We start from the raw sequence: 17,250 nt of genomic DNA, 5'->3' as shown, positions 1-17,250 counted from the left end.
TCTTCGAGCACCATCACGCAGGGAGTTACGACCGTGGCAAGTGGCAACGCGATCCGGGGAAGCCGGGTCGGAGCGGGGCCGATGGGGGAGGCCGAGCGGGGCGAGTCGGCACCGCGCCTCCGCATCTCCTTCTGGTGCTCGAACGGGCACGAGACGCAGCCGAGCTTCGCCAGCGACGCGGCTGTCCCGGAGACCTGGGACTGCCCGCGCTGCGGCTTCCCGGCAGGTCAGGACCGGGACAACCCGCCGGACCCGCCGCGCACGGAGCCGTACAAGACCCACCTCGCCTATGTGCGTGAGCGGCGCAGCGACGCCGACGGCGAGGCGATCCTCGCCGAGGCGCTCGCCAAACTGCGCGGCGAGATCTGAGCGTGGTGTGACGGTGTGACGAACGGGCCTTGCCCGCGAACCGGGTTCGCGGGCAAGGCCCGTTCGCCGTTCCCCCGTTGTCAGTGGCGCCCCCTATCGTCGGTCGCACGGGGGATCACTCGATCGAGGGGGCGGAGTGGCGACGACGAGCGCGGTGGGCGAGCGGACCGTGCCCGCATGGCGGGGCGGCTTCGGACGGCTGTGGACGGCCGCCGTCGTCTCCCGGTTCGGCGACTCGCTGCGCACCGCGGCGATGCCCCTGCTCGCCGCCTCGGTCACCGACGACCCCCTCCTCATCGCCTCCGTCACGGCCTGCGGCTTCCTGCCGTGGCTGCTCTTCGGTCTCCTCGGCGGGGCCGTGGCCGACCGGGTCGACCAGCGGCGGGCCATGTGGGCCGTGGACCTCGTCCGCGGCGCCCTGATGGCCGCGTTCGCCGTCGCCGTGGCGCTCGGACACGCCGGCATCGCCCTGCTGCTCGCCCTCGCCTTCGTCCTCACCACCCTGCAGACCCTCTTCGACAACGCGGCCACCGCGCTGCTCCCGGCCCTCGTCCCCGCGGAGACCCTGGCCGGGGCCAACGCCCGCCTGATGACCGGTCAGCAGCTCGCCGGCGGCCTCCTGGCCGCGCCCCTGGTGCCCGCCCTGCTCCTCGCCGGGGCCGCCGTTCCGTACGCGGCGGACGCCGCCACCTACGTCCTGGCCGCGTTCCTCATCGCCTCCCTGCGCGCCGGGGCGCCCGAGCGGCCGCCCAGACCGGCCGGCTCCACCCTCCGCAGGGAGATGGCCGAGGGGCTCGCGGTCCTGCGCGGGGACCGGCACCTGCGGTGGCTCTGCACCGCCACCACCCTGTGCAACACCGGCATGGGCGCGCTCATCGCCACCCTCGTCGTCCACGTCACCGAGGGACTCCACGCGGGGAACGCGGGCTACGCGGCCACGATCACGGCCTACGCGGTCGGCGGCGTCGCCGGTGGGTTCCTCGCCCGCCGGATCGCCGAACGGACCGGGCGGGTCCGCGCGGTGTTCCTCGCCGGGGCCGTCCAGACCGGCTGCCTGGTGCTGATGGGGGCGGTGCCGGTGCTCGTCGCGTCGATATCCGCCATGGCGGTGTTCGGCTTCATGGGGACGGTGTGGAACGTCCAGCAGACCACCCTCATGCAGGAGCGCGCCCCCGAGGGAATGCTCGGCCGCATCGCCGCCGCCTTCCGCACCCTCGCGGTCGCCGGCGCCCCGCTCGGGGCGCTCCTCGGCGGCGCCGCGGCGGCCGGCTGGGGTCCGCAGACGCCCGCCCTCCTCGCGGCGGCGCTGTTCGCGCTCGCCGTCGCGTCGCTGGCCCCTCTGATCAATTAGGTTTGGGGGTGCAGCGGGGCAGACAAGCAGTACGAGAAGAAGTGGGCGATGTCCGACATGACTACCGAAGGCCGTACCAGGCTCAACCGGCTGCCCGAGTGGGCTGCCCTCGGCAAGCACCGTGAGCAGCTGGGCGAGACCCATCTGCGGGAGCTGTTCGCCGCCGAACCGACGCGCGGCACCGACCACACCCTGCGGGTCGGCGACCTCTATCTGGACTACTCCAAGCACCTCGTCACCGGCGAGACCCTGACCCTGCTGCGCGAACTGGCCGCCGCCACCGGCGTCGCCGAGCTCCGCGACGCCATGTTCCGTGGCGAGAAGATCAACACCACCGAGGACCGGGCGGTCCTCCACACCGCGCTGCGCGCTCCCCGCGGGGCCGTCGTCGAGGTCGACGGGGAGAACGTCGTCCCGGGCGTGCACGCCGTCCTCGACAGGATGGGCGCCTTCGCCGACAAGGTCCGGGCGGGCACCTGGACCGGCCACACGGGCAAGCCCGTCAAGAACGTCGTGAACATCGGCATCGGCGGCTCCGACCTCGGCCCCGCCATGGCCTACGAGGTCCTGCGCTCCTTCACCCAGCGGGACCTGACGTTCCGTTTCGTCTCCAACGTGGACGGCGCCGACCTCCACGAGGCCGTCCGCGACCTGGACCCCGCCGAGACCCTCTTCATCGTCGCCTCGAAGACCTTCACGACCATCGAGACGATCACCAACGCCACCTCCGCGCGCGACTGGCTGCTCGCCGGCCTCGGCGCCGGCCAGGAGGCCGTGGCCAGGCACTTCGTCGCCCTCTCGACCAACGCCGAGAAGGTCGAGGAGTTCGGCATCGACACCACGAACATGTTCGAGTTCTGGGACTGGGTCGGCGGCCGCTACTCCTACGACTCCGCCATCGGCCTCTCGCTGATGATCGCCATCGGCCCGGAGCGCTTCCGGGAGATGCTCGACGGCTTCCACCTCGTCGACGAGCACTTCCGCACGGCTCCGCCCGAGGAGAACGCGCCGCTGCTGCTCGGCCTCCTCGGCGTCTGGTACGGCGCCTTCTTCGACGCCCAGTCGCACGCGGTCCTGCCGTACTCCCACTACCTGTCCAAGTTCACCGCCTACCTCCAGCAGCTCGACATGGAGTCCAACGGCAAGTCGGTGGACCGCGACGGCAACCCGGTCGACTGGCAGACCGGCCCCGTCGTCTGGGGCACCCCGGGCACCAACGGGCAGCACGCGTACTACCAGTTGATCCACCAGGGCACCAAGGTCATCCCGGCGGACTTCATCGGCTTCGCCCGGCCCGTGGCCGACCTGCAGCCCGGTCTGGTGGCCCAGCACGACCTGCTCATGGCCAACTTCTTCGCCCAGACCCAGGCGCTCGCCTTCGGCAAGACGCCCGAGGAGGTACGGGCCGAGGGCGTCCCCGAGGAGCTCGTCCCGCACAAGACCTTCCTGGGCAACCACCCCACCACCACGATCCTCGCCGACGCGCTCACCCCGTCCGTCCTCGGCCAGCTGATCGCGCTCTACGAGCACAAGGTCTTCGTCCAGGGCGCGATCTGGAACATCGACTCCTTCGACCAGTGGGGCGTCGAACTCGGCAAGGTCCTCGCCAAGAGGATCGAGCCGGTCCTGACCGACGGGAAGGGCGGCGAGCAGCTCGACAGCTCGACCGCCGGACTCGTCACCGCCTACCGGTCGCTGCGCGACCGCGGCTGACCGCGTGACGGGGGAGAACACGGTGCGGCTGCGGCCGCCCAGGAACGCCGTGGACGAGCGGGCGGTCACCTGGTGGCGCTGGCAGCTCCTGGTGGCCACCGCCGTCCCGGTGGCGGTGCTCGCCGTCCTCGGCGCGTTCATCGGGTCCGCCCGGTCCTGGCTGCTGCTCGCGGCCGGGGCCGTGGCGGTCCTGGGCCTGGCCTGCGCCGCGTTCTTCCCCGTCTGGTGGTTCCGGCTGCACCGCTGGGAGGTCACCGACGACGCCGTCTACGTCCGCACGGGCGCCCTCCGGCAGGAGTGGCGGATCGCCCCCATGTCCCGGATCCAGACCGTCGACACCGTGCGAGGCCCGCTGGAGCAGTACCTCCGGCTCGCCACGGTCACCGTGACCACCGCCTCCGCCAAGGGCGCGATCCGGATCGAGGGCCTCGACCACGAGCTGGCCGCCGCACTCGCCGAGCGGCTCACCCTCCTCACCCGCGCCACCCCCGGGGACGCCACGTGAGCGAGGAGCACGGGGACGCGGACGCCCGGGAGTGGCGGCGACTCGACCCCCGTACCGTCCTCGTACGGGTCACCCTGTTCGGCGGTGTCCTGGTCGGCGCCGCGCTGCCCCTCGCGTTCGCTCTGGCCGGGCGGCGCCCGCTGTGGCAGGCCTTCGCCTGGGTAGCCGCGGGGGTCACGCTCGCCCTGGCCGTCGACGTCGTCACCGAGACGGTCCGCTTCCGCCGCACCCGCTACCGCGTCGGCCCCGACCGGGTCGAACTCCACACCGGGCTGCTCGTGGTGCAGCGCCGCTCGCTCGCCCGCGAGCGCGTCCGCAGCGCCGACCTGAGCGCCAACCCCCTCCAGCGCGTCCTCGGCCTCGTCAAGGTCCGCGTCGGCACCGGCGAACACAGCGGCGGCGAGTCCAGCCTCGAACTCGACCTCGTCACCCGGGCCGAGGGCGAGCAGCTCCGGCGCGAACTGCTCGCCCGGCCCGCCGGGCCCGCCGCCGACCCGGACCGCGACGACGCGCTCGCCGTCCTCGACCCGCGCTGGATCCGCTTCGCCCCCGTCTCCTTCCTCGCCCCCGCCCTCGGCGGCGCCGCGATCGGGGCCGTCCTGCAGGTCAGCGAGTGGTTCGGCGCCCAGAGCGAGGTCATCCACTGGATAGGGGACCGGTTCCAGGGCGTCTCCGTCGCCTGGATGGTCGTCGACCTGGTCCTGCTCGCCACCCTCACCGGTGCCGCCGGCGCGCTCGGCCTGTGGGTGGAGATGTGGTGGAACTACCGCCTGGAGCGCGAACCGGGCGGCACCCTCCGGGTCGCACGCGGCCTCCTCACCACCCGCTCCGTGTCCCTGGAGGAGCGGAGGCTGCGCGGGGTCGAGCTGGTCCAGCCGCTCGGCGTGCGGCTCTGCGGGGCCGCCCGCGTCGACGCCGTCGCCACCGGTCTCGCCCAGGACGACGGCGACCGGCACGGCGACCTGAAGAACCTGCTGCCGGCCGTGGAGCGGACCGTCGCCGACCGGGTCGCCGCCCAGGTCCTGCGCGAGCCGGAACCGCCCACCGCGGCGCCGCTCACCGTCCACCCCCGGGCCGCCCGCACCCGGAGGCTGCGCCGGGCCCTGTGGGCCGCCCTGGTCCCGGTCGTGGTCCTGGCCGGCCTCGGGTTCCTCCTCACCCCGGTCCTGCTGTACGTGGCCGCCGGGTGTGCGGTCGTCCTCACGCCGCTCGCCGTGCTCTTCGCCCTCGACGCGTACCGCGGCCTCGGACACGGTGTCAGCGGCGCCTACCTGGTGACCAGGTCGGGCACGCTGCGCCGCGCCACGGTCGCGCTCCAGCGCTCCGGCGTCATCGGCTGGACCGTCAGGCAGTCGTACCTCCAGCGCCGGGCCGGCCTGCTGACCCTGACCGCCACGACGGCGGCGGGCACGGGCGCGTACGACATCATCGACGCCGGCGAGAGCGAGGGCCTGGCCTTCGCGGCCGGGGCGGTGCCGGACCTCCTCGCACCCTTCCTGGAAACGCGGCCCGCGCGAGGGGAAAGAGAAGCCCGTGCGAAACGTGTGACCGATGCACCGTAATATGTGCGCCTGAATCGGGGCCTGATCGCGGTGTACCGCGCTCCTGCCGGTCCACTGTCGAACGGAGTGTTTTCTTGCCCACGCTCATACGCGAGGCGCCGCTACCCGAAGCCCCCGCTGCCCCGTCGGCCGGACGCGCGGGTGGCATGCTGCCCTCCCTCACGGGCATGCGCTGGGCCGCGGCGTTCCTGGTCTTCGCGTTCCACACGTACAAGTTCGGATATTACGGACCCGAGGACGAGAAGCTGGTGGCCTGGGCCACCCGCTCGGGCAGCGTCGGGGTCATGTTCTTCTTCGTCCTCTCCGGATTCGTGCTGACCTGGTCGGCCCGTCCGAAGGATCGATTCTTCTCCTTCTTCCGGCGTCGGCTCGCCCGCATCTACCCGATCCACGTGGTCACGGCGGTCGTCGCCCTCGCCCTGGCCTTCACCGTGCTCCCCTGGCTGAGGGACGGCGAGCGGGCCGCCCCCGAGGCGATCGCGGCGAACCTGCTCCTGGTGAGCTCCTGGAAGTTCGAGTGGTGGCAGGCGGCCAACCCGGTCAGCTGGTCCCTCGTCTGCGAGGCGTTCTTCTACGCGTGCTTCCCGCTGCTCTACGCGGTGCTGCGGCGCGTGGGACCGGCGGTCCTGACCGCGGTGGCGGTGCTGTGCGTCCTCACCGTCGTCTACCAGCCGGACGTGTACAAGGCGCTGGACATCGACGTGTTCTTCTACAGCTTCCCGCTGGCCAGGCTCCCCGAGTTCATCCTCGGCGTCGCGGTGGCGAGGCTCGTCCAGCTCGGCAAGTGGCGCGGCCCCGGCCTCGAAGGCGCCATGGCCGTGACGCTGGTCGGCTACTTCGTCGCCCCGCTCGTGCCCGGCGGTCTGTCCTGGACCCCGCTCATCGGCCTCACGTTCCTGATCGCGGCCGGCGCCGTCGCCGACATCAAGGACGAGCCGTCGATGTGGCGCCGCCCTGTGCTCGTGAAGCTGGGCGAGTGGTCGTTCGCCTTCTACATGGTGCACCTGCTCGTGATGCACTCCCTGCGGCTGTGGGTGGGCGACAAGCCCAAGTTCGACACCCTGCCGGCGTTCGGTCTCGCCGGACTGGCCTTCGTCATCTCCCTCGCCCTGGCGGCCCTCCTCTACACCTACGTGGAGGAGCCCGGACGCCGGCTGGTCCTGGGGAAGACGCGCCTGAGGCTCCGCGGGCGCCGCTGACCACGGCGCGACCCGCACCGAACGACGGAGGCCCGGTTCACCAGCAGGTGAACCGGGCCTCCGTCGTCGTGCGTCAGGCCGAAGCCGGCGGGTACAGGCTCCGCGGCAGCTCCGAGGCCGCCGCGGCGTCGAGCAGCCACAGCGTGCGCGAGTGGCCGTAGGCACCGGCCGCCGGGGCCTGGACCTCGCCCGCGCCGGACAGGGCGATGGCCGCGGCCTTCGCCTTGTCCTCGCCGGCCGCGAGCAGCCAGACCTCCTTCGCCGCCCGGATCGCCGGAAGGGTCAGCGAGACCCGCAGCGGCGGGGGCTTGGGCGCGCCGTGCACGCCGACCACCGTCCGCTCGGTCTCGCGGACCGCCGGCAGCTCCGGGAAGAGCGAGGCCACGTGCGTGTCGGGGCCGACGCCCAGCATCAGCACGTCGAAGGCGGGCACGGCGCCGTGCCCGGCGGCGGCGGCCAGCTCCTCCGCGTACGCGGCCGCGGCGGTGTCGACGTCGCCGTACGGCCCGTCCGAGGCGGGCATGGCGTGCACCCGCGCCGGGTCGAGCGGCACGCGGTCGAGCAGCGCCTCACGCGCCTGCGTGACGTTGCGCTCGGGGTCGCCCTCGGGCAGGAAGCGCTCGTCGCCCCACCACAGGTCGAGCCGCGACCAGTCGATCGCGTCCCGCGCGGGCGCCGAACCGAGCGCCGCGAGCAGACCGTTGCCGTTGCGGCCGCCGGTCAGCACGACCGAGGCCGAGCCGCGGGTGGCCTGGGCGTCCACGATCCGGGTGATCAGCCGGGCCGCGGCGGCCTGCGCCATCAGCTCCTTGTCGCGGTGGACCACCAGCTGGGGGGCGCTCACTTGGCCGCCGCCTTCTTGGCCGGGGCCTTCTTCGCGGCGGGCTTGGCGGCGGGCTCGGGCGCCTCGACGGCCACGGCCTCGGCCTCGGGGGCCCGGGGCTCGGGCGCGACGGTCGCCGCCTCCTCGTCGAGACGCTCGAGGCCGAACTTGAGGGCCGTCGCGTACGTGTCGTCGGGGTCGAGCCTGCGCAGCTCCTCCGCGATCAGCTCGGCCGTCTCGCGGCGCTTCAGCGCCACGGCACGGTCCGGCTGGCCCTGGATGGAGAGCGTCGCGAGCGAACCGTCGGGCCGGTCGAGGACGATCGGACCCGAGCTGGTCTCCATGCGCACGGAGGTCAGGCCGGGGCCCGCCGACCTCGAGCGCCGCACCGGCACCTGCAGCCGCTCCGACAGCCACATCGCGAGCAGTTCGACGCTCGGGTTGAACTCCTCGCCCTCCACCTCGGCGGAGGTGACCTCGCACGCGACCTGGTCGAGCGCGGCGGCCAGCATCGAACGCCACGGGGTGATCCGGGTCCACGAGAGGTCCGTGTCGCCCGGGGTGTAACGGTCCGCGCGCGCGGACAGCTCCTGGATGGGCTGCTCGGCGGCGTACGTGTCGGTCACCCGGCGCTGGGCGAGGGCGCCCAGCGGGTCGTTCGCCGGGTCGGTCGGCGCGTTCACCGGCCACCAGACGACGACGGGGGCGTCCGGGAGAAGCAGCGGCAGCACCACCGACTGGGCGTGGTCGACGACCTCGCCGTACAGCCGGAGCACCACCGTTTCGCCGGTGCTGGCGTCGGCGCCGAGGCGGACCTCGGCGTCGAGCCGCGCCTGGGCGCGGTCCCGCGGCGAGCGCGAGACCCGCTTGATGACGACGAGCGTCCGCGAGGGGTGCTCGCGGGACGCGTCGTTGGCCGCCTTCAGCGCGTCGTAGGCATTCTCCTCGTCGGTGACGATCACGAGGGTGAGCACCATGCCGACGGCCGGCGTGCCGATCGCCCGCCGCCCGAGCACCAGCGCCTTGTTGATCTTGGAGGACGTGGTGTCCGTCAGGTCGGTCTTCATGGCCGGCGCCAGCTCCTGCCGTCTCGTGCGAGCATCTCGTCCGCCTCGACCGGACCCCAGGTCCCGGACTGGTACTGCGCGGGCTTGCCGTGCTTGTCCCAGAACTGTTCGATCGGGTCGAGGATCTTCCACGACAGCTCGACCTCCTCCACCCGCGGGAAGAGGTTCGAGTCGCCGAGCAGGACGTCGAGGATGAGCCGCTCGTACGCCTCGGGACTGGACTCCGTGAAGGACTCGCCGTACGCGAAGTCCATGGAGACGTCCCGGATCTCCATCTGGGTGCCGGGCACCTTGGAACCGAACCGCATCGTCACGCCCTCGTCCGGCTGGACCCGGATGACGATGGCGTTGCGGCCGAGCTCCTCGGTCGCGGTGTGGTCGAAGATGGAGTGCGGGGCGCGCTGGAACACGACCGCGATCTCGGTGACGCGGCGGCCCAGACGCTTGCCGGTACGCAGGTAGAAGGGGACGCCCGCCCAGCGGCGGTTGTCGATCTCCAGCTTGATGGCGGCGTAGGTGTCGGTCTTCGACTGGGGGTCGATGCCGTCTTCCTGGAGGTAGCCGACGGCCTTCGCGCCGCCCTGCCACCCGGCCGCGTACTGGCCGCGGACCGTGGACAGGCCCAGGTCCCTGGGCAGCTTCACCGCGCCGAGGACCTTGGTCTTCTCGGCGGCCAGCGCGTCGGCGTCGAAGGAGGCGGGCTCCTCCATCGCGGTCAGCGCGAGCAGCTGGAGCAGGTGGTTCTGGATGACGTCACGGGCGGCGCCGATGCCGTCGTAGTAGCCGGCCCGGCCGCCGATGCCGATGTCCTCGGCCATGGTGATCTGCACGTGGTCGACGAACGACCGGTTCCAGATCGGCTCGAAGAGGGTGTTGGCGAAGCGGAGCGCCAGGATGTTCTGGACGGTCTCCTTGCCGAGGTAGTGGTCGATCCGGAAGACCGCCTCGGGCGGGAAGACCTCGTGGACGACCTCGTTGAGCTCCTTCGCGGAGACGAGGTTGTGGCCGAAGGGCTTCTCGATGACCGCGCGGCGCCAGGAGCCGTCCTTCTGGTCGGCCAGGCCGTGCTTCTTGAGCTGCTGGACGACGAGCTCGAAGAACTTCGGCGGGACGGACAGGTAGAACGCGAAGTTGCCGCCCGTGCCCTGCGCCTTGTCGAGCTCCTCGATCGTCGCCTTGAGCTGCTCGAAGGCCGTGTCGTCGTCGAAGTCGCCCTGGACGAACCGCATGCCCTGGATCAGCTGCTGCCACACCTCCTCGCGGAAGGGGGTGCGCGCGTGCTGCTTGACGGCCTCGTAGACCTCCTGGGCGAAGTCCTCGTCCGCCCACTCGCGACGCGCGAAGCCGATGAGCGAGAAGCCCGGCGGCAGCAGGCCGCGGTTGGCCAGGTCGTAGACGGCGGGCATCAGCTTCTTACGGGACAAATCGCCCGTGACGCCGAAGATCACCAGGCCCGACGGCCCCGCGATGCGCGGGAGCCGTCGGTCTGCGGCGTCACGGAGCGGGTTGGCTCCGTGGACTGCGCTCAAAGTGCTTACGCCTCCGAAGGTGCGAGGCGCTGAAGCTCCGCCTCGGTGGACTTGAGCAGGTCGTTCCAGGACGCCTCGAACTTCTCGACGCCCTCGTCCTCGAGGAGCTGGACGACGTCGTCGTAGCCGATGCCCAGCTTCTCGACGGCGGCCAGCTCGGCGCGCGACTGCTCGTAGGTGCCGCGGATGGTGTCACCGGTGACCTCGCCGTGGTCGGCGGTGGCCTCCAGGGTGGCCTCCGGCATGGTGTTCACCGTGCCGGGCGCGACCAGGTCCACGACGTACAGCGTGTCCTTGTACGCCGGGTCCTTGACGCCGGTCGAGGCCCACAGCGGACGCTGCTTGTTGGCCTGCGCCTTGTCGAGGGCGGCCCAGCGCTCCGAGGAGAAGATCTCCTCGTAGGCCTCGTACGCGAGACGGGCGTTGGCCAGGGCGGCCTTGCCCTTGAGCGCCTTGGCCTCGTCGGTGCCGACGCCGTCCAGGCGCTTGTCGATCTCCGAGTCCACGCGGGAGACGAAGAAGGAGGCCACCGAGTGGATCTTGGAGAGGTCCAGGCCGCGCTCGCGGGCCTTCTCCAGACCCGCCAGGTAGGCGTCCATGACCGCGCGGTAGCGCTCCAGCGAGAAGATCAGCGTGACGTTGACGCTGATGCCGAGGCCGATGACCTCGGTGATCGCCGGCAGGCCCGCCTTGGTGGCCGGGATCTTGATCAGGGTGTTGGGGCGGTCCACCAGCCAGGCGAGCTGCTTGGCCTCGGCGATGGTCGCGGCCGTCTCGTGGGCGAGGCGGGGGTCGACCTCGATGGAGACCCGGCCGTCCTGGCCCTCCGTCGCGTCGAAGACCGGCCGGAGGATGTCGGCGGCGTCGCGGACGTCCGCCGTCGTGATCATGCGGATGGCCTCGTCGACGGTCACCTTGCGCGCGGCGAGGTCGGCGAGCTGCTGGTCGTAGCCGTGCCCCTCCGAGATGGCCTTCTGGAAGATGGACGGGTTCGTGGTGACCCCGACCACATGGCTCTGGTCGATCAGCTCGGCCAGGTTGCCGGACGTGATCCGCTGGCGCGAGAGGTCGTCCAGCCAGATCGCGACGCCTTCGTCGGAGAGGCGCTTGAGAGCGTCTGTCATGAGAGTTGCATCTCCAATTAAGTCGTACGTATGGGCGTCAGCGCGCGGCGGCGGCGATCGATTCCCGGGCGGCGGCGACGATCGCCTCGGGGGTGAACCCGAACTCGCGGAAGAGGACCTTGGCGTCCGCCGAGGCACCGAAGTGCTCCAGGGAGACGATCCGGCCGGCGTCGCCGACGTACTTGTGCCAGGTGAGACCGATGCCCGCCTCGACGGCGACCCGGGCCCTGACCGACGGCGGCAGGACCGAGTCCTTGTAGGCCTGGTCCTGCTCCTCGAACCACTCCACGGACGGCATCGAGACCACGCGGGTCGGGACGCCGGCGGCCTGGAGCTGCTCACGGGCCTCGACGGCCAGGTGCACCTCGGAGCCCGTGCCGATCAGCACGACCTGCGCGTCTGCGGTCTGCCCGGAGGGCCCTTCGGCGTCGAACAGGACGTAGCCGCCCTTGACGGTGTCCTCGTTCGGCGCGTACGTCGGCACGCCCTGGCGGGTGAGCGCGAGGCCGTGCGGGGCGCCCTTGCCGAAGACCTTGGTGTGGCGCTGCATGATCTCGCGCCAGGCGATCGCCGTCTCGTTGGCGTCGGCCGGACGGACCACGTTCAGACCGGGGATCGCGCGCAGCGAGGCCAGGTGCTCCACGGGCTGGTGCGTCGGGCCGTCCTCGCCCAGACCGATCGAGTCGTGGGTCCAGACGTACGTCACGGGCAGGTGCATCAGCGCGGACAGACGCACGGCGTTGCGCATGTAGTCGGAGAACACCAGGAAGGTGCCGCCGTAGATGCGCGTGTTGCCGTGCAGCGCGATGCCGTTCATCTCCGCGGCCATGGAGTGCTCGCGGATGCCGAAGTGGATCGTGCGGCCGTACTTGTCGGCCTCCGGCAGCGGGTTGCCCTCGGGCAGGAACGACGAGTCCTTGTCGATCGTCGTGTTGTTCGAGCCGGCGAGGTCGGCCGAACCGCCCCACAGCTCCGGGATGACCGCGCCGAGCGCCTTGAGGACCTGGCCCGAGGCGGCACGGGTGGCGACACCCTTGCCCGGCTCGAAGACCGGAAGCTTGTCGGCCCAGCCGGCCGGCAGCTCGTTCGCCTCGATGCGGTCGAACTCGGCGGCACGCTCCGGGTTGGCCGTACGCCACTCGGCGAGCGACTTGTCCCAGGCGGCGCGGGCCTCACGGCCGCGGTCGCCGAGCGAACGGGTGTGCGCGATGACCTCGTCGGAGACCTCGAAGGTCTGTTCCGGGTCGAAGCCGAGGACGCGCTTGGTGGCCGCGATCTCCTCGTCGCCGAGCGCCGAGCCGTGCGCGGCCTCGGTGTTCTGCGCGTTCGGGGCGGGCCAGGCGATGATCGAGCGCATCGCGATGAACGACGGACGCTCGGTCTCGGCCTCGGCGGCCTTGATCGCCGCGTACAGCGCGGCCGGGTCCAGGTCGCCGTTGGCCTGCGGCTCGACGCGCTGGACGTGCCAGCCGTACGCCTCGTACCGCTTCATCGTGTCCTCGGACACGGCCGTCTCGGTGTCGCCCTCGATCGAGATGTGGTTGTCGTCCCACAGCAGGATCAGGTTGCCGAGCTTCTGGTGGCCGGCCAGCGAGGACGCCTCCGCGGAGATGCCCTCCTGGAGGCAGCCGTCACCGGCGATCACGTAGATCCGGTGGTCGAACGGGGAGGCGCCGGTGGCGGCCTCCGGGTCGAACAGACCGCGCTCGTAACGGGCGGCCATCGCCATGCCCACGGCGTTGGCGACACCCTGGCCCAGCGGGCCCGTGGTGGTCTCGACGCCGGCGGTGTGGCCGTACTCCGGGTGGCCCGGGGTCTTCGAGCCCCAGGTGCGGAAGGTCTTCAGGTCGTCCAGTTCGAGACCGAAGCCACCCAGGTAGAGCTGGGTGTACAGGGTCAGGGACGAGTGGCCCGCGGAGAGGACGAACCGGTCGCGCCCGACCCACTCGGGGTCGGCCGGGTCGTGCCGCATCACCTTCTGGAAGAGGGTGTACGCGGCGGGCGCCAGGCTCATCGCCGTACCGGGATGGCCGTTGCCGACCTTCTGTACGGCGTCCGCGGCCAGGATGCGGGCGGTGTCGACGGCCCGCTGGTCCAACTCGGTCCACTCGAGGTCTGTGGTGGTCGGCTTAGTGCTCACCCTGGGTCAGGGCTCCTCTCCACATGTCTTGGGCCGGTGACTGAGGGTGTACCGGCGTTGTCGAGCCTACCCCCGCCGAACGCCCCTCTTTTCGTGTGCGCGCCCCTCAAATGAGCGGACACAGCAAGACTGCCGCCGGGTGTGGGACTTCGCCTCCCGAGCGGCGTCCACCCCTTGGGACGTACCCCTCCAACACGACCCCACCCCCACGAAGATCGGTGTCTGGGCAACGTCTACAGTGGCGTGGTACGCGCAAGCTTCACCCCGCCTTCATCCGGGGGGCTTGCTGGGAATTTCTCTGTCAGGGGTGTGCGTGACGGCCGTCGAGTCCCGACCCGCAGGGGTCGTCTTGACTCCCAGCCCGGGGGGCCATCGGCCGTTCGGGGCCCGCGTCAAGGCATTCGTGGCGCTGACCAAGCCGCGGATCATCGAGCTTCTGCTCATCACCACCGTCCCGGTGATGTTCCTCGCCGAGCAGGGCGTGCCCGACCTGTGGCTGGTGCTCGCCACCTGCTTCGGCGGCTACCTGTCGGCGGGCGGCGCGAACGCGCTGAACATGTACATCGACCGCGACATCGACGCCCTGATGGACCGCACCTCCCAGCGACCGCTGGTCACCGGCGTGCTCACCCCGCGCGAGGGCCTGGTCTTCGGCCTCACCCTCGCCGTGGTCTCCACGCTCTGGTTCGGCCTGCTCGTCAACTGGCTCTCCGCCGCGCTCTCGCTCGGCGCGCTCCTCTTCTACGTCGTGGTCTACACGATGATCCTGAAGCGGCGCACCGCCCAGAACATCGTCTGGGGCGGCATCGCGGGCTGCCTGCCGGTGCTCATCGGCTGGTCGGCCGTCACCAACTCCATGTCGTGGGCCGCCGTCATCCTCTTCCTCGTCATCTTCTTCTGGACGCCGCCGCACTACTGGCCGCTGTCGATGAAGGTGAAGGACGACTACGCACGCGCGGGCGTGCCCATGCTGCCGGTGCTCGCCTCCAACAAGGTCGTCGCCAAGCAGATCGTGCTCTACAGCTGGGTCATGGTCGCCGTCTCGCTGCTGCTCACCCCGCTGGGCTACACGGGCTGGTTCTACACCGCCGTCGCGCTGCTCACCGGCGGCTGGTGGCTGTGGGAGGCGCACGCCCTGCTCAACCGCGCCAAGAACGGCGCCACCGGCGCCAAGCTCAAGGAGATGCGCCTCTTCCACTGGTCCATCACCTACGTGTCGCTGCTCTTCGTGGCCGTCGCGGTGGACCCGTTCCTGCGCTAGCGCTCCGCTCGTTTGAGGTGTCCGGCCGGCGGCCGGGTCACGTGGGATAGGCCACGTGGCCCGGCCGTCGCCACTCGATTTACCCCTGGGTAGCATCCTTGTCATGGCAGAAACGAAGCAGGCAGAGCGCAAGGCGGCCAAGCTCGCCAAGGAGATCCAGGCCTTCTCCAAGGAGCACGGCGGCTCCGAGGGACACCTCGCGCACATCGGCCAGGCCGGTACCCGGATCGTCCTCGTCGGCACCGACGGCGGCTGGGGCGACCTGGTGGCGCCCACCTACGAGGTCGCGCGGCAGGCGGCCGAGAAGGCCGGACTGACCCTCCACGAGGAGTTCGACGGCGAGTTCGCGGCCAAGGTCGCCACCGGCCCGTACGAGTGGACCCGGATGGCCGGCATCCAGATCGGCGGACCCTCGGACCGCTGAGCCGACAACCTCGCGCGGGGCTCACCCGTTAGGACGTGTGGAGACACGTCCACACAGGGAGCCCCCCGAGATGATCGACACCCCGAGCCTGGTCGACCAGTACTGCCACGGGGTGCTCCGTACCGAGCTCGGCCTCGGCACCTTCGAGGCCCGGCTCGGCGCCCAGCTCGCCGGGACCGCCGCGCTGCCCGCCGCCGGCACCACGTTCTTCGACACCCAGACCGGGTTCGCCGTACGCCGCTGGTGCCCGCCGCTGCTCGGCCTCGAACCGCACTGCCCGCCCGCCCGCTACCTCGCCCGCCGCCGTGAACTCGGGGTCGCCGAAGCGGGCCGCAGGCTCCTGCGCGCCTCCGGCATCTCCACCTACCTGGTCGACACCGGGCTCCCCGGCGACCTCACGGGGCCCGCCGAGATCGCCGCCGCCGGCGCCGCCGAGGCCCACGAGATCGTCCGCCTCGAACCGCTCGCCGAACAGGTCGCCGACACCTCGGGGACCGTCGAGGCCTTCCTCGCCAACCTCTCCGAGGCCGTCCACGGCGCCGCCGCCGGGGCCGTCGCCCTCACCTCCGGCACGGGCGTGCGCCGGGGGCTCGCGCACACCCCGGAACCCCCCGGACCCGGCGAGGTCCGCGGGGCCGCCGGCCGCTGGCTGGCCGGTCGCACCGCCGGTGACCGCCTCACCAACCCCGTCCTGCTGCGCCACCTGCTCTGGATCGCCGTCACCGCGGGGCGCCCCCTCCAGCTGCACACCGGCGACCGGGACCCGTCCGCCGTCGCCGGCTTCGCCGCCGCCACCGCGGGACTCGGCACCGACCTGGTGCTGCTGCACCCCCACCCGTACCACCGCGAGGCGGCGCGGCTGACCGCCGTCCACGCGCACGTGTACGCGGATCTCGGCCCCGTCCTCGCCCACACCGGCGCCCGGGCGGCCGCCGCGCTCGCCGAGGTCCTGGAACGCGCGCCCTTCGGCAAGCTGCTCTTCTCCAGCGGCGCCCACGCGCTGCCCGAGCTCCACGTGGTCGCCGCGAGCACCTTCCGCTCGGCGCTCTCCCGGGTGCTCGGCGAACGGGTCGCCGACGGGGCCTGGTCCCGTACGGACGCCCAGCGCGTCGCCGCCATGCTCGCGGGGGACAACGCCCGGCGCCTCTACCGGCTCGGACCCGCTGTCAGTCCGCGTTGGTAACGTGCGGAGCAGATGGAAACGATCACGGGGGAGGCGGCAGCCATGGGAGAGACGACCGTGCACGAGGTCGACGGGGCGAGGATCGAGCGGGCGCTCGACGGCATCAGGAGCCGGACCTTCGGCCGCTGGCACGACCTCCGGTACGGCAGCGGCATGTCGCTGACCGGCCTCGGGGAGACCCGCGACGAACTCCTCGACCACGTCGGGGCCCGCACCCTGGAGGACCCCGAGCTCGCCACGGAGCCGTCCCGCGCGGCGCTGCTCACCGCCGCCGAGTGCTCCCTGGGAATCCTCGGCATCGGCTGCTTCCCCGACGGTGACTGGGACGTCCCGCTGCCCCTCGCCGGGGAGACCCTGAGCAGCGACGACCAGCTCTTCGACGAGGGCTGGGACCGGGGACACCGGGTGCCCACCGCGCGGACCTGGGTGGAGGCGTTCGCGCTCTGCCTGATCAGCGGCCTCGTCCGGGAGCGCCGGCGGGTGATCGGCCCGCTGCTCCACGAGGACTACGCACCCGCGATCCGCTCCGGGGTCCCGTACTCGCGCTTCGACTCCGTCTCGGAGCCGGCGGACCTCGCCGAGATGGACGCCCTGTGCCTCTACCTGACGGTGGAGAGCGGTCCGGTGCCCGGCGCCGTGCCCGGCGAGCTCCCGCTGCGCCGCCCCGGTGCCGAGGAACTCGCCGCGGCCGCGGCCCGCCTCGACGAGGCCGGGGCGCTGACCCCGGACCAGCGGCTGCTGCGCGTCCTGCTCGACGACGACCGCGAGGCCTTCGAGCGGGCCCTCGTGGCGCGGCTCGACGCGCACCGGGAGGACGCCGGCGCCGATCCGGAGCCGAGGAGCCTGCTGCCCGTGGTGACCGTCGCCCTGGCCTCCCTCGCCCATCTGGCGCACGGCTGGGAGCCCGCCGTCCGCTCCGGCTACCTGCCCGAGGCGCTGCTGCGCGCGCCGGTGTCCGCGTAGCCGGACCGCCCGGACCCCCGCCCGGCGGGGCGGGGAT

At 72.1% G+C, this 17,250-nt stretch carries 15 protein-coding genes; 10 read left to right on the top strand and 5 right to left on the bottom strand.

Annotated features, from left to right (window positions below; all coding sequences use genetic code 11):
- Positions 1 to 33 precede the first annotated feature (33 nt).
- The 6 genes from AC067A_RS15500 to AC067A_RS15475 all read left to right on the top strand — a co-directional run bounded on the left by AC067A_RS15500 (position 34) and on the right by AC067A_RS15475 (position 6,699).
- Positions 34 to 369 (top strand): RNA polymerase-binding protein RbpA, encoded by a 336-nt coding sequence (locus AC067A_RS15500; protein ID WP_309055485.1) that lies wholly within the window; start codon positions 34 to 36, stop codon positions 367 to 369.
- Between the two features lie 136 nt (positions 370 to 505).
- Positions 506 to 1,720 carry an MFS transporter gene (locus AC067A_RS15495; protein WP_478619824.1) on the top strand — a complete coding sequence of 405 codons (1,215 nt, stop codon included), beginning with the start codon at positions 506 to 508 and terminating at the stop codon, positions 1,718 to 1,720.
- Positions 1,721 to 1,768: 48 nt separating this feature from the next.
- Positions 1,769 to 3,433 (top strand): glucose-6-phosphate isomerase, encoded by a 1,665-nt coding sequence (pgi, locus tag AC067A_RS15490; protein WP_478619821.1) that lies wholly within the window; start codon positions 1,769 to 1,771, stop codon positions 3,431 to 3,433.
- A gap of 4 nt (positions 3,434 to 3,437) precedes the next feature.
- On the top strand, positions 3,438 to 3,938 hold the full coding sequence (locus AC067A_RS15485; protein ID WP_478619819.1) for a PH domain-containing protein: 501 nt from the start codon (positions 3,438 to 3,440) through the stop codon (positions 3,936 to 3,938).
- Complete coding sequence (locus tag AC067A_RS15480) at positions 3,935 to 5,500, top strand: PH domain-containing protein (protein ID WP_478619816.1); 1,566 nt, start codon at positions 3,935 to 3,937, stop codon at positions 5,498 to 5,500. Before AC067A_RS15485 ends, AC067A_RS15480 begins: the two co-directional genes overlap by 4 nt.
- Before the next feature lie 74 nt (positions 5,501 to 5,574).
- Positions 5,575 to 6,699, top strand: coding sequence for an acyltransferase family protein (locus tag AC067A_RS15475; RefSeq protein WP_478619813.1), 1,125 nt, complete (start codon positions 5,575 to 5,577; stop codon positions 6,697 to 6,699).
- A 73-nt stretch (positions 6,700 to 6,772) separates the two neighbouring features.
- Here the strand turns inward: AC067A_RS15475 and pgl are convergent, their stop codons facing one another.
- The 5 genes from pgl to tkt are packed head-to-tail and all read right to left on the bottom strand — an operon-like array spanning position 6,773 to position 13,382.
- Positions 6,773 to 7,543 carry a 6-phosphogluconolactonase gene (pgl, locus tag AC067A_RS15470; protein WP_478619810.1) on the bottom strand — a complete coding sequence of 257 codons (771 nt, stop codon included), beginning with the start codon at positions 7,541 to 7,543 and terminating at the stop codon, positions 6,773 to 6,775.
- Positions 7,540 to 8,589, bottom strand: coding sequence for a glucose-6-phosphate dehydrogenase assembly protein OpcA (gene opcA / locus AC067A_RS15465; protein WP_478619807.1), 1,050 nt, complete (start codon positions 8,587 to 8,589; stop codon positions 7,540 to 7,542). The genes pgl and opcA overlap by 4 nt, the downstream gene beginning before the upstream one ends.
- Positions 8,586 to 10,118 (bottom strand): glucose-6-phosphate dehydrogenase, encoded by a 1,533-nt coding sequence (zwf, locus tag AC067A_RS15460; RefSeq protein WP_478619804.1) that lies wholly within the window; start codon positions 10,116 to 10,118, stop codon positions 8,586 to 8,588. The genes opcA and zwf overlap by 4 nt, the downstream gene beginning before the upstream one ends.
- Before the next feature lie 5 nt (positions 10,119 to 10,123).
- A complete protein-coding gene (tal, locus tag AC067A_RS15455) occupies positions 10,124 to 11,242 on the bottom strand; it encodes a transaldolase (protein WP_478619801.1) in 1,119 nt (372 codons plus the stop codon).
- Between the two features lie 37 nt (positions 11,243 to 11,279).
- On the bottom strand, positions 11,280 to 13,382 hold the full coding sequence (gene tkt, locus AC067A_RS15450; protein ID WP_478619798.1) for a transketolase: 2,103 nt from the start codon (positions 13,380 to 13,382) through the stop codon (positions 11,280 to 11,282).
- 313 nt (positions 13,383 to 13,695) lie between these two features.
- Between tkt and AC067A_RS15445 the strand changes: the two genes are divergently transcribed.
- The 4 genes from AC067A_RS15445 (at position 13,696) to AC067A_RS15430 (ending at position 17,213) form a co-directional block, all read left to right on the top strand.
- A complete protein-coding gene (locus AC067A_RS15445) occupies positions 13,696 to 14,643 on the top strand; it encodes a heme o synthase (protein WP_017238635.1) in 948 nt (315 codons plus the stop codon).
- Positions 14,644 to 14,746: 103 nt separating this feature from the next.
- Complete coding sequence (locus AC067A_RS15440) at positions 14,747 to 15,067, top strand: hypothetical protein (RefSeq protein ID WP_478619794.1); 321 nt, start codon at positions 14,747 to 14,749, stop codon at positions 15,065 to 15,067.
- A gap of 70 nt (positions 15,068 to 15,137) precedes the next feature.
- Entirely contained in the window at positions 15,138 to 16,250 is a 1,113-nt protein-coding gene (locus AC067A_RS15435) for an amidohydrolase family protein (RefSeq protein ID WP_478619792.1), read from the top strand.
- 42 nt (positions 16,251 to 16,292) lie between these two features.
- On the top strand, positions 16,293 to 17,213 hold the full coding sequence (locus AC067A_RS15430; RefSeq protein WP_478619790.1) for an immunity 49 family protein: 921 nt from the start codon (positions 16,293 to 16,295) through the stop codon (positions 17,211 to 17,213).
- Positions 17,214 to 17,250 lie beyond the last annotated feature (37 nt).

Source organism: Streptomyces sp. NPDC043176 (assembly GCF_056436715.1).
The sequence above is the reverse complement of the archived record's forward strand: the minus strand, read 5'-3'. Positions and strand labels throughout refer to the sequence as shown.